The following is a 13,457-nucleotide window of genomic DNA, read 5'->3' on the forward strand; positions in this document are numbered from 1 at the left end:
GGCGGGTCAGTCCCGGGCCAGTCCGAGCCGGGCCCGCAGACCAACCGGTCCCCGGTCGTCGTCGGCCGCCGCCACCGCCGCCGCGCCGGCGGTCACCGTCTCGTACACCGACAGGATGTCCGCGCCGACGGTCGACCAGTCGAAGCGCCGTACGTGCGCGCTGCCCCGGTCCCGCAGCCCGGCTCTGCGCTCCGGCTCGCCCAGGAGCCGTACCGCCGCCTCGGCCAGCGCGTCCGCGTTCTCGTTGGCGAACAGCTCGCCGGCCGCTCCCTGGTCGAGGACCTGGGCGAAGGCGTCCAGGTCGGAGGCGAGTACCGGGGCCCCGGCCGACATGGCCTCGACGAGGATGATGCCGAAGCTCTCGCCGCCGGTGTTGGGGGCGACGTACAGGTCGACACTGCGCAGGAGGCGCGCCTTGTCCTCGTCGCTGATCATCCCGAGGAACTCCACGCGCGCGTGGAGTTCCTTCGGCAGGTTCTCCACCGCCTCCTTCTCGTCGCCGCGGCCGGCGACCAGCAGCCGGGCGTCCGGGCGCTCGGCGAAGATCTTCGGCAGGGCCCGCATCAGCACGGGCAGGCCCTTGCGGGGCTCGTCGATGCGCCCGACGAAGCCGATCGTGCCGCCCTGCCACTCGGGGTTGGGCTCGGCCCCGGCGAAGAAGTCGACGTCGACGCCGTTGGGGATGACCACCGCGTCCCCGCCGAGGTGCTCCACCAGCGTGCGCCGGGCGTACTCGCTCACCGCGATCCGCGCGCTGATCTTCTCCAGGGCGGCCTGGAGGATGGAGTACGCGGCGATCATGGCGCGCGAGCGCGGGTTGGACGTGTGGAAGGTGGCCACGATCGGGCCCGAGGCCGCCCAGCAGGCCAGCAGGCCGAGCGACGGCGAGGTCGGCTCGTGGATGTGGACGACGTCGAACGCCCCGTCGTGCAGCCAGCGGCGCACGCGCGCGGCGGACAGGAAGCCGAAGTTGAGGCGCGCCACCGAGCCGTTGTACGGCACCGGGACCGCGCGGCCGGCCGAGACGACGTACGGCGGCAGCGGGGTGTCGTCGTCGGCCGGGGCCAGGACGGACACCTCGTGGCCGAGCCGGATGAAGTACTCGGCGAGGTCGCGGATGTGGAACTGGACGCCGCCCGGCACATCCCAGGAGTACGGGCAGACGATGCCGATCCTCACGCGGGGTCCCCGTCCGACGGGCGGGGTTCCAGGTCCGCAAGCCACAACCGCTGCAACATGTGCCAGTCCTCCGGGTGGTCGGCGATGCCGGTGGCGAAGGCGTCTGCCAGCGACTGTGTCATGACAGACGTCTTATCGGCCCGCGTACCTGACTCGGGTACCTCGACCGGGGGATGCACCCGGCCCCGCATGACGGGCGAGTCGTCGTACCAGAGCGTGACGGGGAGCAGCAGCGCGCCGGTCTGCTGGGCGAGCAGGGCGGGTCCGGCGGGCATCGTGGCGGTGTCCCCGAAGAAGTCCACCTCGACCCCGGAGGCGGACAGGTCGCGCTCGGCGACCAGGCAGACCAGCCCGCCGTCGCGCAGCCGCCGGGCCAGGATGCCGAAGGCGGTGCCGCCGCTGTGCGGCAGCACCTCCATGCCGAGGCCCTCCCGGTAGGCGACGAACCGGTCGTAGAGCGTCTCCGGCTTGAGGCGCTCGGCGACGGTGGTGAAGGGCGTCCGGAGTTCGGTGGTGAGCCAGGCGCCGGCCAGGTCCCAGTTGGCCATGTGCGGCAGGGCCAGGATGACGCCCCGGCCGGAGGCGATCCCGTCGGTCAGATGGTGGAGGTCCTCGGCTTCGAAGGCCTTGCCGACGCGCTCGGCGCTCCAGGCCGGCAGCCGGAAGGACTCCATCCAGTAGCGCAGATAGGAGCGCATCCCCGCGCGCGAGAGCTCGGCCAGGCGCTCGGGGCTCGCGTCCGGCAGCACGCGCGCGTAGTTGCTCTCCAGCCGTCGCACACCCTTGCCGCGTCGCTTCCACGCGAGGTCGGCGACGGTGCGGCCGAGGCGTACGGCGACGGGCTCGGGGAGCTTCTTGACGGTGCTCCACCCGAGGCCGTACAGCGCGTCGGTCAGGCGCTCCTGGGCGCTCACTTCGCGGCCTCGCTCCCCTGCGCCTCGTGTCCCTGGGACTGCGGGTCCTCCTGGGCCGCGGCGGCCTCCGCCTCCGCCGACTCGCGCCGGACCGTGACGACCCGCTGGATCAGCGTGACGAGGCTGCCGACGGCGACGATCCACAGCGCGATCGGCAGCAGCACCTGGATGCCGGGCACACCGAACGTGTGCAGACCCGCCAGACCGGCCGCGACCAGGGAGATCACCAGGCGCTCGGCGCGCTCGACGAGCCCGTTGACGGCGACCGGCAGGCCGATCGACTCGCCCCGGGCCTTCGTGTACGACACCACCTGGCCGCTGGTGAGGCAGAAGATCGAGACGGCGCACAGGACGTTGTCGTCGCCGTTGCCGGCGTACCAGAGCGCGAAGCCGCCGAAGATCGCGCCGTCGGCGACCCGGTCGAGCGTGGAGTCGAGGAAGGCGCCCCAGCGGCTGGTCCGGCCGAGCTGGCGGGCCATGTTGCCGTCGACCAGGTCGGAGAAGACGAAGAGCGTGATCACGATCGTGCCCCAGAAGAGCTCGCCCCTGGGGTAGAAGACCAGCGCGCCCGCGATCACGCCGGCGGTGCCGAGGAGCGTGACCGTGTCGGGGCTCACACCCCGGCGGATGAGAAACGCGGCGAACGGTGTGAGGACACGCGTGAAGAATGCACGCGCGTACTTGTTCAGCATGGCCTTCCCGAGGGTCGGTGTCGCCGGGCGGCCCCTGCTGGCCGCCGGCTGGCCCATCGTAGCCACGCGCGCGTGTGTGCGACGGTCGGGCACCCTGACCCCCGTGTCACGTCGTGACGGAATCCGGGTCACGGCCGGGTCGCGTCCGCCGTATGGACGCGCCGTGACCGGAGTGGAAAGCTCGAAGGACCGCGGGCGTCGCCGGAGCCGCCATCGCACGCGGGGCCGCCGTGCCCGCGCCCCCAGTGACCTCACCGTGTTCGGGAGGCAAGGAAAATGGGCGACAAGGCACATCCCGGAGCCGCCGGCAGGGCTACAGCGGCCGACCACCCCGCGTCCGTACGGAATGTGGTGCTGGTCGGCCACTGCGGATCGGGCAAGACGACATTGGTGGAAGCTCTCGCGCTGACGGCGGGAGCGGTGAACCGGGCGGGCCGCGTGGAGGACGGCGGCACCGTCTCCGACTACGACGAGATCGAGCACCGGCAGCAGCGCTCGGTACAGCTCTCCCTGGTGCCCGTGGAATGGGACGGCATCAAGGTCAACGTCCTCGACACCCCCGGATACGCCGACTTCGTCGGGGAACTCAGGGCCGGTCTGCGCGCAGCGGACGCGGCCCTCTTCGTCGTCTCGGCGGCGGACGGCGTGGACGGCTCGACCCGGATGGTGTGGGAGGAGTGCGCGGCCGTCGGCATGCCCCGCGCGATCGTCGTCACCCACCTGGAGGCCGCCCGCGCGGACTTCGAGGAGATGACGCGGATCTGCGCGGAGGCCTTCGGCGGCGACGACCCGGACGCGGTCCTCCCGCTGTACCTGCCGCTGCACGGGCCCGAGGGACCCGACGGGCACGCGCCCGTGACCGGACTGACCGGGCTGCTGTCCCGGAAGCTGTTCGACTACTCCACCGGAGAACGCAAGGAGTCCGAGCCGGGCGAGGACCAGCTGCCGGACCTCGAGACGGCCCGCGACCGGCTGATCGAGGGGATCATCGCCGAGAGCGAGGACGAGACCCTCATGGACCGCTATCTCGGCGGCGAGCAGATCGACGTCAAGACGCTGATCCAGGACCTGGAGCGGGCCGTCGCCCGCGGCACGTTCTTCCCCGTCCTCGCGGCCGCCCCGGCCGCCGAGGGCGCCCGGCAGGGCCTCGGCACGGTCGAGCTGCTGGAACTGGTCACGAGGGGCTTCCCGACGCCCCTGGAGCGCCCGGCGCCCCGTGTGACGACGATCGACGGCGAGCCGCGCGAGCTGACGTCGTGCGATCCGGACGGGCCCCTGGTCGCGGAGGTCGTGAAGACCTCGTCCGACCCCTACGTGGGCCGTGTCTCGCTGGTCCGGGTCTTCTCCGGCACCCTGCACCCCGACGAGACCGTCCATGTCTCGGGGCACGGCCTCGCCGACCGCGGCCACGAGGACCACGACGTCGACGAACGCATCGGCGCCCTGTCCGCGCCGTTCGGCAAACAGCAGCGGAGCCTGACGCACTGCATCGCGGGCGACCTGGCGTGTGTGGCGAAGCTCGGCCACGCGGAGACCGGCGACACCCTGTCCGCCAAGGACGACCCGCTCCTCATGGAGCCCTGGCGGATGCCCGACCCGCTGCTGCCGCTCGCCATCCAGGCGCACAGCAAGGCCGACGAGGACAAGCTCTCGCAGGGGCTGGGCCGGCTGGTCGCCGAGGACCCGACGATGCGCCTGGAACAGAACCAGCACACCCACCAGGTGGTCCTGTGGTGTCTGGGCGAGGCCCACTCGGACGTCGCCCTGGAGCGGCTGCGCTCCCGCTACGGCGTCCAGGTCGACGTCGTCCCGCACAGGGTCCCCCTCCGGGAGACGTTCGCGACGAGGTCCGGCGGGCGCGGACGGCACGTCAAGCAGTCCGGCGGACACGGCCAGTACGCCGTCTGCGAGATCGAGGTGGAACCGCTGCCGGGCGGCACGGGCATCGAGTTCGTGGACAAGGTCGTCGGCGGCGCGGTGCCCCGGCAGTTCATCCCGTCCGTCGAGAAGGGCGTACGGGCGCAGGCGGCCAAGGGTGTGGAGGCCGGGCATCCGCTGGTCGACATCCGGGTCACCCTGCTCGACGGCAAGGCGCACTCGGTGGACTCCTCCGACGCCGCGTTCCAGACGGCCGGCGCGCTGGCGCTGCGGGAGGCGGCGGCCGAGGCGCGGATCCATCTGCTGGAGCCGGTGGCCGAGGTGACCGTTCTGGTCGGCGACGCGTACGTGGGCGCCGTGATGAGCGATCTGTCGGGTCGCCGCGGGCGGGTGCTGGGCACGGAGCAGACCAGCGGCGGGCGCACCGTCGTCAGGGCCGAGGTGCCCGAGATCGAGATCGGCCGGTACGCGGTCGACCTGCGCTCCCTCTCCCACGGCACGGCGCGCTTCCAGCGCGCGTACGCCCGGCACGAGCCGATGCCGGCACAGGTCGCCGAGAAGGTCCGCCAACAGGCGCAGAGCGGCTGACGGTTGATGCCCACCGGCCCTCAAGTGGCCGGTGGGACACCGTAGTGGAACATTTCCCTCCGATTCGGCGGGCGGCTTCGGCCGTCCGCCGACGGATGCCGCTGCCTGCGGATACGCTGATGACCTGATCAACAGGTGTGCGAAGTACGGAAGTCGGGAAAGCCGCAGAAGCGGGAGCGGCGGCGATCGGGGGCGGGAATGACCGTTGGCAGCGGTTACGCGGACATCTTCGGACCACAGGTGCCGCAGACGGGCGACGGAGGGCAGACACCGACCTTCGCGCTGGCCTCGGCGGCCTACCGGGACAACCCGGTCGAGGACATCAAGAAGGCCGACAACGAGTGGCACCAGACCGCGGTCAATCCCGGCCGCAGCTGGGCCAGGATCTTCCGGCCCAACCTCGGCGAGGCGTTCTCCCAGGCGGTGATCGACCGCATGCTGGGCGTCGGCCGTGCCCCGCTCATCCAGTCCTTCGGCAGTGAGCCGCAGGCCGTCGTCGAGCACTGTCTCGCGGCCAACCGCATCCGCCGGGAGCGCGACCAGAAGCTGACCGGCGTGATGCTGCTCTGCGGTGTGCTCTTCCTGCCCGGCCTGCTGGTGTGGCTGCTGGTCTTCCAACTGCGGGCGACCATGGGGAGGCTGGACAACAAGCGGGTCTCCGGCATCGGCACCGGCCTGCTCGTCGCCGTGGGCGCCCTCGCCGTGCTCTTCCTCATCAAGATGCCGTTCACCGGTGTCGTGGGGTGGTACGCGCGCGGGTGCGTCGTGGCGCCCGTGGCCGGCTGGTTCCTGGCCAAGCGGATCTGCGAGGGCACCGCGACGGACCTGCGCGGGCGCTGGGACAGCCTGCTGGCCGGCAGCAGCGTCGGCGCCAAGGTCCCCGAGGCCGTGCCGACCAGCCCGAACCAGACGGCGGCCGAGCAGCTGCGCCAGTCCCTGGCCCGGCTCAGCGCCGAACAGCAGTCCAACTCGGTCTTCTACGCCGGCCCCAAGGGCATACTCGGCATGGGCACGCGCTGGGGCGCCTGGCACCTCGCCGAGGAGCTGACACCGGTCGACCCCGTGAAGGGCGTCCACGAGTTCCGCAGCTGGACCGTCGTACGGGCCATCCACGACCAGCTGAACCTGCTGCCCCGGCAGAGTCTGAAGACCGGCGGCTTCCCGCCGCCCACGGTCCGGCACTGGATCGTCACGCCGGTCGGCGAGAACGCCAAGGCCGTCGCCCGGCCGGAGGGCACCGACGTCGAGGCGTACCAGGTCAAACCGCGGGCCATAGAGGACATCTGCAACAACCAGCAGTTCGGCGGCGGCGACCGGCACTACCTGGGCGTCCAGTGGCCGCTCTGGGACGGCCAGTTGATCATCACCATGCTGATCACGGTGACGGTGCTGCACGAGACGCTGCGCATCGAGGTCACCGGGCACGCCCTGGGCCCGGTGAACGGCCTGTTCACCACGAAGTCCGCGGCCCCCACCAAGGAGGTCGCCAAGAGCGTCCGGTTCTGGGAGACGCGGACGGTCAAGCTTCCGCTGGTCACCCCCGACGAGGTGGTCCGGCTGGCCGCGCGGGCGACGATCAGCTGGTACCCGCCGCTGCTGAAGTGGCTCGGCGGCTCCATCGGCCTGCCCGAGCCCTTCGGTCTGCGGCACGCCTGGGCCGACCAGCCCTGGCGGCACCGCTTCATGGCCGACGACGCGCTGCGCGCGGCCACGCCGGTACTGCGTGTGGTGCACACTGCCGCGCTCAAGGTGCTCAAGGAGCACGACGTGGACATCGACAAGTTCAGCTCGCGCTCGTCGGCCCTCAGCGGTGCCGTCCAGGACGTGTCACCGCGAAAGGCCGACAGCTACGACGCGTAGGCCTCCGGCGGTCGGCCGAAATCGTGCGGGTGTCTTGAGGTGACCGGCCCCGGGGGCTGCGCCCCCGGACCCCCTCTTCGGCCCTGAAGGGGCCTCGTCCTCAGACGCCGGACGGGCTGGTAGACCCGGCCGGCTGAGCCGCTAGGCCGCCGTCGGCCAGGCCTCTGCCAGCATTTTCCTCGTGTCTGCCAGGAGTTGCGGCAGTACGCGCGTGTGGCCCACCACCGGCATGAAGTTCGTGTCCCCGCCCCAGCGGGGCACGATGTGCTGGTGCAGGTGGGCGGCGATGCCGGCGCCCGCGACGGACCCCTGGTTCATGCCGATGTTGAAGCCCTGCGCGCCGGACGCGGTGCGCAGGGCCGTCATCGCCTGCTTGGTCAGCTCGGCGAGCTCGGCCGTCTCCGGCACCGTCAGGTCGGTGTAGTCGGCGACATGCCGGTAGGGGACGGTCATCAGGTGGCCGCCGTTGTACGGGTACAGGTTCAGCACCGCGTACACGTGCTCACCGCGTCGGACGACCAGCCCGTCCTCGTCCGATTTGGCCGGGATCGAGCAGAAGGGACAGCCGTCGTCGGCACCCGGACCGGTCGGCTTGTTCTCACCCTGGATGTAGGCCATCCGGTGGGGCGTCCACAGACGCTGGAACGCGTCCTGCGTGCCCACTCCGATCTGCTGTTCCGGCTCACTCGTCATGCAAGGCAGCATATTGCTTCGCCCATTCGCGGCGTGTCGGCGGGGCTGCGGGAAAAGCCTCGCGGGCCAAGCTGGGCCGATGGACGAAGACAGCCGTGTGGCCCGCTGGGAGCAGCGCACCGAGGTCCCCCTCGCGCTGGCCTCCCTGGCCTTCCTCATCGGGTACGCCATCCATGTCCTCGCCCGGCACATCACGGACGGCTGGCGCGACCTCTGCTTCGCCGTGATGCTGATCGCGTGGGCGATGTTCGCCGTGGACTTCGCGGTGCGCTGGAGGCTCAGCGGACAGCGGCTGCGCTTCGTGCGCGCCCACTGGCTCGACGCACTGGTCGTCCTGCTCCCCCTGCTGCGCCCGCTGCGGATCGTCAAGCTCTACGAGGCCGTGCAGCGCCGGCACGGACAGCCACGGTTCTCGCTGCACGCGCGCGTGATCACCTATGCCGGGCTGTCCACGGGACTGCTGGGCTTCGCCGGCGCGCTCGCCGTGTACGACCAGGAACGCGGGGCTCCGGGGGCGAACATGAAGACCTTCGGCGACGCCCTGTGGTGGACCTGCGAGACGCTCACCACCGTCGGCTACGGCGACATCACGCCCGTCACCCCGTGGGGCCGGCTGATCGCGGTCGGCATGATGGCGTGCGGGCTGGCCCTGCTGGGCGCGGTCACCGGGTCGTTCTCCTCCTGGCTGATCCAGGTGTTCTCCCAGGAGACCGACACCGGGAGCGCCCAGAGCCCCCCGGGCCCCCGGAACGGCGAAGGGCCCCCGCGGAGGTGAACTGGGTGAACTCCCCGGGGGCCCGCGCACGACAGGATCAGACCTGCGTCCGCTCCTCGACGACCTTCGCGATCTTCGCGATGGCCTCGTCGAACGGGATGCCGTTCTCCTGCGAGCCGTCGCGGTAGCGGAAGGAGACCGAGCCGCCCGACATGTCCTCGTCGCCCGCGATGACCATGAAGGGCACCTTCTGCTTCTGGGCGTTGCGGATCTTCTTCTGCATACGGTCCGAGGAGGAGTCCACCTCCACCCGCAGGCCCTGCTTCTTCGCGGCCGCGGCGAACTTCTCCAGGTACTCCACGTGTCCGTCGCCGATCGGGATGCCGATCGCCTGGACCGGGGCCAGCCACGCCGGGAAGGCGCCCGCGTAGTGCTCCAGGAGGACCGCGAAGAAACGCTCGATCGAGCCGAAGAGGGCACGGTGGATCATCACCGGGCGCTGCTTCGAGCCGTCGGGGCCGGTGTACTCGAGGTCGAAGCGCTCCGGCAGGTTGAAGTCGAGCTGCACGGTCGACATCTGCCAGGTGCGGCCGATCGCGTCCTTGGTCTGGACGGAGATCTTCGGCCCGTAGAAGGCGGCGCCGCCCGGGTCCGGGACCAGCGGGAGGCCCTGCTTCTCGGCCACCTGCCGCAGCGTCTCGGTGGCCTCCTCCCACACCTCGTCGGAGCCGACGAACTTCTCCGGGTCCTTGGTGGACAGCTCCAGGTAGAAGTCGTCCAGACCGTAGTCGCGCAGCAGGTTCAGCACGAAGGTGAGCGTCCTGTCGAGCTCGTCGGCCATCTGCTCGCGGGTGCAGTAGATGTGCGCGTCGTCCTGGGTGAAACCGCGCGCGCGGGTCAGGCCGTGCACGACGCCCGACTTCTCGTACCGGTACACGGTCCCGAACTCGAAGAGGCGCAGCGGCAGTTCACGGTACGAGCGGCCGCGCGCGTCGAAGATCAGGTTGTGCATCGGGCAGTTCATGGGCTTGAGGTAGTAGTCCACGCCCTCGTCGAGCTGCATGGGCGGGTACATGCCGTCGGCGTACCAGTCCAGGTGGCCCGAGGTCTCGAAGAGCTTCCCCTTCGTCGCGTGCGGGGTGTAGACGAACTCGTAGCCCTCCTCCTCGTGGCGGCGGCGCGAGTAGTCCTCCATGACCCGGCGGATGACGCCGCCCTTGGGGTGGAAGACGGCGAGGCCGGAACCGATCTGCTCCGGGACGGAGAAGAGGTCCAGCTCGCTGCCCAGCTTGCGGTGGTCGCGCTTCTCGGCCTCGGTGAGGAAGTCGAGGTGGGCCTTCAGCTCCTCCTTGGAGGGCCAGGCGGTGCCGTAGATGCGCTGGAGCATGGGGTTCTTCTCGCTGCCGCGCCAGTAGGCGGCCGCGTTGCGCATCAGCTTGAACGCCGGGATGTTGCGGGTGGTGGGCAGGTGGGGACCCCGGCAGAGGTCCTTCCAGCACAGGTCACCGGTCTTGGCGTCCAGGTTGTCGTAGATCGTCAGCTCGCCGGCGCCGACCTCGACGTCCGCGCCGTCGTCGGTGGAGGCCGAGCCCTTGATGCCGATGAGCTCGAGCTTGTAGGGCTCGTCGGCGAGCTCCTCGCGGGCGGCCTCGTCGGTGACCACGCGACGGGCGAACCTCTGCCCCCGCTTCTGGATCTCCTGCATCTTCTTCTCGACGGCCTTGAGATCCTCGGGCGTGAACGGCTTCTCGACGTCGAAGTCGTAGTAGAAGCCGTCCTTGACCGGCGGGCCGATGCCCAGCTTGGCCTCGGGGAAGAGCTCCTGCACGGCCTGGGCCATGACGTGCGCGGTGGAGTGGCGCAGGATGTTCAGGCCGTCGGTCGAGGAGATCTCGACGGCCTCGACCTCCTCGCCGTCGGCGAGCACGTACGACAGGTCCCTGAGCTCGCCGGACACGCGCGCGGCGACGATCGAGCGCTCGCCGGCGAAGAGGTCGGCGGCCGTGGTGCCCGTCGTCACCGTGCGCTCTTCCCGCTCGGAATCGCGTTGGATGATCACACGGACGTCTGACACCGGTCTCTCCTGACTGAAGGGGGTGCGGCGCCATACCCTGAGCGCGCGCAAGAGGCGATCGTACCGACCCACCCCCTCCGACCGCGAAATCAGTTTCCCGGCTACTCCCCTCCGCACGCTTCCTCGAAGTAGTCGAGATGATCCTGCAGCGACTTCATCAGACGGTCCCGCTCGGCCTCGTCGACCTGCACGGGTACGACCCCGCAGGCGCCGGTGAGCCTGCGGAACCCGCCCCTGCTCTCCAGCCGGCCCTGCACCCGTACCGGCAGTCCGACCAGGTGGGCCTGGCCGGCGATGCGGTAGTCCTCCTCGTCGAGGGTGAGCCGCACGTGCGGGATCTCGGCGCCGGCCAGCACCCGCAGCCGTACGCTGCCCTCGCCGCGCGGCCCCGACCTGCGCATCCGGACGACCGTGCCGGTGATCCGCACGGACACGGAGGGCTCCGCACGGAGATAGCGGGCGCCCGCCTCGCGCAGCACGGACAGGTCGCCCGGCGAGAACTCGACCGGTTCACCGCTCGCGGCGCACGCCTCGGGGACCCCGGCGGCCGGCGCCCACTCGACGGCGATCCGGGCGCCCTCGGTGCCCCGGACCAGGGTGATCAACGCCTCGGTGAGCTCGCGGCTGGCGCCGGCCTCCACGGCGCCGTCGAAGGCGTCCATGCCCCCGGTGGCCCGCTGGTAGTCGATCGCCTCGCGGACCGCGTACAGGGCCTGGTGGAGGCGGACGGCGAGGGGGCGGGCGGCCGCCACGGGCACGAAGGCCGTCAGACGGCGTCCACCGGCGGCGGAGCCGACGAGGACGCTCTCCAGCGCCGCGAAGGCCGCGTGCCGGTGCCGGGCGCCGTAGTAGCCGGCCCGCGCGCGCGTGGCGAGCGCGCCGGCCAGCAGCATCTGCCGGGCGGCGGCGCGCAGCTGTTCCTCGACGGGCCAGGACGCGGCCCCGGCGGGCCCGGCCGGTGTGTCCCGCCACCAGCGGATCTCGTCGCTCGGGACGGCGAGCCCGACGAGCACCTCACGCGCGGAGGGCATACCGCAGCGGGCCAGCGCGAGGAGCGCCTCGCCGAGCAGGTCGTCGCTGTCGGGGAAGGCCCGGCTCTCCGGGACGAGCAGGCTGGTCCCGGAGCCGCCCGGTCCGGGCGGGGTCCAGCGGCCGTAGCGGCCGGCGGCGCCGCCGCGCCGCTGCCAGCCGTGCCGGCGCAGCAGGGCGCCGAGCACGGCGGGGTCGACCTCGCCGGGCTCGGGGGACTGGTTCCAGTGAGCCTCGGGGTGCGGCCGTACGGGCCGCAGTGGCTCGTCGAGGGGGCGGTGGGTCATGGTCTGCCTCCCGTCCCGGCCCGCGTCATGATCTCGCACAGCGCCCGGTCGTCGAAGATGCGTGTGGTCGGTATCCGCACGGTGGTCCGGGTCCGGCCGGTGATCGGGTGGCCGGCGAGATTGACCCAGTAGCAGCAGTGCCGCAGTTCGAGGCAGTCGTGGCCGGCGCGCAGCCACTGGTCCTGGGACCGCGGGACGAGCATCACGACGAGGATCTTGTGCACCGACACCGGGGTGCGGGCGAGTTTGCGCAGGTGGTCGTTGTCGAGCGTGAACGAGAAGAAGCGGCCGGGCGGGTTGGGCCGGATCTGGTAGGTCGCCTTGAGCTGCACCTTGATGGTGACCTCGTCGTCGACGGTGTGCCCGGGCGCGCTGTGGCTGACGTGCCAGTCGATGCCGTTGTCCGGGAACGGCTGGGACAGCGAGCACCCCGCCGCCGCCGCGACGGCGTGCAGATAGCCCACCTGGAGTGTCTCCATGCAGGCGGTGGTGGCGAGCGTGCCGCGATGAAGCCCCTCGCGTTCGGGCAGCAGCCCGCCCCGCTCGGGCTGCGCTATCGCCATGACCAACAGCCTTCCACGCAAAGCCAGTCCCCGTGACGAGTCGCTGAACTGCGATGACCCGTACTCGTGTTGTGTCCTTCCGGCGTACGGCGCAAACAGCACGGGTATCACCAAACAGGCAGAAGACGGGGCGTCAGCTGCCGTGGGTGAACGAGGGGTTGTGTGGGTATGACGTACTGGTACGAGGGGCCTCTGGCCGCCTTTGACACGGAGACGACGGGCGTCGACGTGGAGACCGACCGGATCGTGTCGGCCGCCCTCGTCGTCCAGGACGCGCCGGGAGTCCGGCCCAGGGTGAGCCGCTGGCTGGTGAACCCGGGCGTGCCGGTGCCGGCCGGGGCGACAGAGGTGCACGGGCTGACGGACGATCACCTTCAGCGCAACGGCCGCTGGCCGTCGCCGGTGATGTTCGAGATAGCCGAGCTGCTCGCCGAACAGGCCGCCGCGGGGCGTCCGTTGGTGGTGATGAACGCGCCGTTCGACCTGACGCTGCTCGACCGTGAGCTGCGCAGGCACCGCGCCTGCGCGCTCGGCAACTGGGTGGACGCGACACCGCTGCGGGTGCTGGACCCACGGGTCCTCGACAAGCATCTGGACCGCTACCGCAAGGGCCGGCGCACGCTCACCGACCTGTGCGCGCACTACGGCGTGACGCTGGCCGACGCGCACGACGCGGCGGCCGACGCGCTGGCCGCTCTGGAGGTCGTCCGGGCGCTGGGCCGGCGGTTCGCGGCCCGTCTGGACCGCCTGTCCCCCGCCGAACTGCACACGCTCCAGACGACCTGGCACGCGGCTCAGGCGCGGGGACTCCAGGCGTGGTTCGCGCGCAGCGGCACTCCGGAGACGGTGGACACCTCCTGGCCGCTACGCCCGGAGCTGTCGGCGGCGGCCTAGTGAGCTGGTTTTGAGTTCTCCCGTCGCCACTTGAGTCGTGTTCCGTTTCGGATCGCGGCTTGGGCGGTGACGGGGCTGGTGGTTTGCGGTC

11 protein-coding genes are annotated in these 13,457 nt (G+C 71.3%); 4 read left to right on the top strand and 7 right to left on the bottom strand.

Features of this window, described 5'->3' with window-relative positions; genetic code table 11:
- Positions 1-6 precede the first annotated feature (6 nt).
- Genes ACFWBD_RS34535 through pgsA form a run of 3 tightly spaced genes read right to left on the bottom strand, consistent with a single transcriptional unit; the run spans position 7 to position 2,842 of the window.
- Complete coding sequence (locus ACFWBD_RS34535; protein ID WP_385675753.1) at positions 7-1,179, bottom strand: glycosyltransferase family 4 protein; 1,173 nt, start codon at positions 1,177-1,179, stop codon at positions 7-9.
- Entirely contained in the window at positions 1,176-2,093 is a 918-nt protein-coding gene (locus ACFWBD_RS34540; RefSeq protein ID WP_385675756.1) for a phosphatidylinositol mannoside acyltransferase, read from the bottom strand. The genes ACFWBD_RS34535 and ACFWBD_RS34540 overlap by 4 nt, the downstream gene beginning before the upstream one ends.
- The gene (gene pgsA, locus ACFWBD_RS34545; protein ID WP_385675779.1) at positions 2,090-2,842 is read right to left on the bottom strand and encodes a phosphatidylinositol phosphate synthase; all 753 of its coding nucleotides are present in this window, start codon (positions 2,840-2,842) and stop codon (positions 2,090-2,092) included. Before pgsA ends, ACFWBD_RS34540 begins: the two co-directional genes overlap by 4 nt.
- Before the next feature lie 219 nt (positions 2,843-3,061).
- On the opposite strand from pgsA, the gene ACFWBD_RS34550 reads away from it, so the two are divergent.
- The gene (locus tag ACFWBD_RS34550; RefSeq protein WP_385675758.1) at positions 3,062-5,251 is read left to right on the top strand and encodes an elongation factor G-like protein EF-G2; all 2,190 of its coding nucleotides are present in this window, start codon (positions 3,062-3,064) and stop codon (positions 5,249-5,251) included.
- Positions 5,252-5,449: 198 nt separating this feature from the next.
- Positions 5,450-7,111 carry a hypothetical protein gene (locus tag ACFWBD_RS34555; RefSeq protein ID WP_385675761.1) on the top strand — a complete coding sequence of 554 codons (1,662 nt, stop codon included), beginning with the start codon at positions 5,450-5,452 and terminating at the stop codon, positions 7,109-7,111.
- 141 nt (positions 7,112-7,252) lie between these two features.
- Here ACFWBD_RS34555 and ACFWBD_RS34560 read toward each other — a convergent pair whose 3' ends face one another.
- Positions 7,253-7,816: an HIT family protein gene (locus tag ACFWBD_RS34560; RefSeq protein WP_385675764.1), complete on the bottom strand. Its 564-nt coding sequence runs from the start codon at positions 7,814-7,816 to the stop codon at positions 7,253-7,255.
- A gap of 67 nt (positions 7,817-7,883) precedes the next feature.
- Between ACFWBD_RS34560 and ACFWBD_RS34565 the strand changes: the two genes are divergently transcribed.
- On the top strand, positions 7,884-8,579 hold the full coding sequence (locus ACFWBD_RS34565) for a potassium channel family protein (RefSeq protein ID WP_385675767.1): 696 nt from the start codon (positions 7,884-7,886) through the stop codon (positions 8,577-8,579).
- A 37-nt stretch (positions 8,580-8,616) separates the two neighbouring features.
- Here the strand turns inward: ACFWBD_RS34565 and thrS are convergent, their stop codons facing one another.
- The 3 genes from thrS to ACFWBD_RS34580 all read right to left on the bottom strand — a co-directional run bounded on the left by thrS (position 8,617) and on the right by ACFWBD_RS34580 (position 12,472).
- Positions 8,617-10,593 (bottom strand): threonine--tRNA ligase, encoded by a 1,977-nt coding sequence (gene thrS / locus ACFWBD_RS34570; protein ID WP_385675770.1) that lies wholly within the window; start codon positions 10,591-10,593, stop codon positions 8,617-8,619.
- A gap of 101 nt (positions 10,594-10,694) precedes the next feature.
- Positions 10,695-11,909: a hypothetical protein gene (locus tag ACFWBD_RS34575; RefSeq protein ID WP_385675773.1), complete on the bottom strand. Its 1,215-nt coding sequence runs from the start codon at positions 11,907-11,909 to the stop codon at positions 10,695-10,697.
- Positions 11,906-12,472, bottom strand: coding sequence for a DUF4365 domain-containing protein (locus ACFWBD_RS34580; protein WP_057606934.1), 567 nt, complete (start codon positions 12,470-12,472; stop codon positions 11,906-11,908). Before ACFWBD_RS34580 ends, ACFWBD_RS34575 begins: the two co-directional genes overlap by 4 nt.
- A 168-nt stretch (positions 12,473-12,640) precedes the next feature.
- Between ACFWBD_RS34580 and ACFWBD_RS34585 the strand changes: the two genes are divergently transcribed.
- Positions 12,641-13,366, top strand: a complete 726-nt coding sequence (locus tag ACFWBD_RS34585) for a 3'-5' exonuclease (protein WP_385675776.1) — start codon at positions 12,641-12,643, stop codon at positions 13,364-13,366.
- Positions 13,367-13,457 lie beyond the last annotated feature (91 nt).

It is taken from the genome of Streptomyces sp. NPDC060002 (assembly GCF_042737245.1).
Taxonomy (GTDB): domain Bacteria; phylum Actinomycetota; class Actinomycetes; order Streptomycetales; family Streptomycetaceae; genus Streptomyces.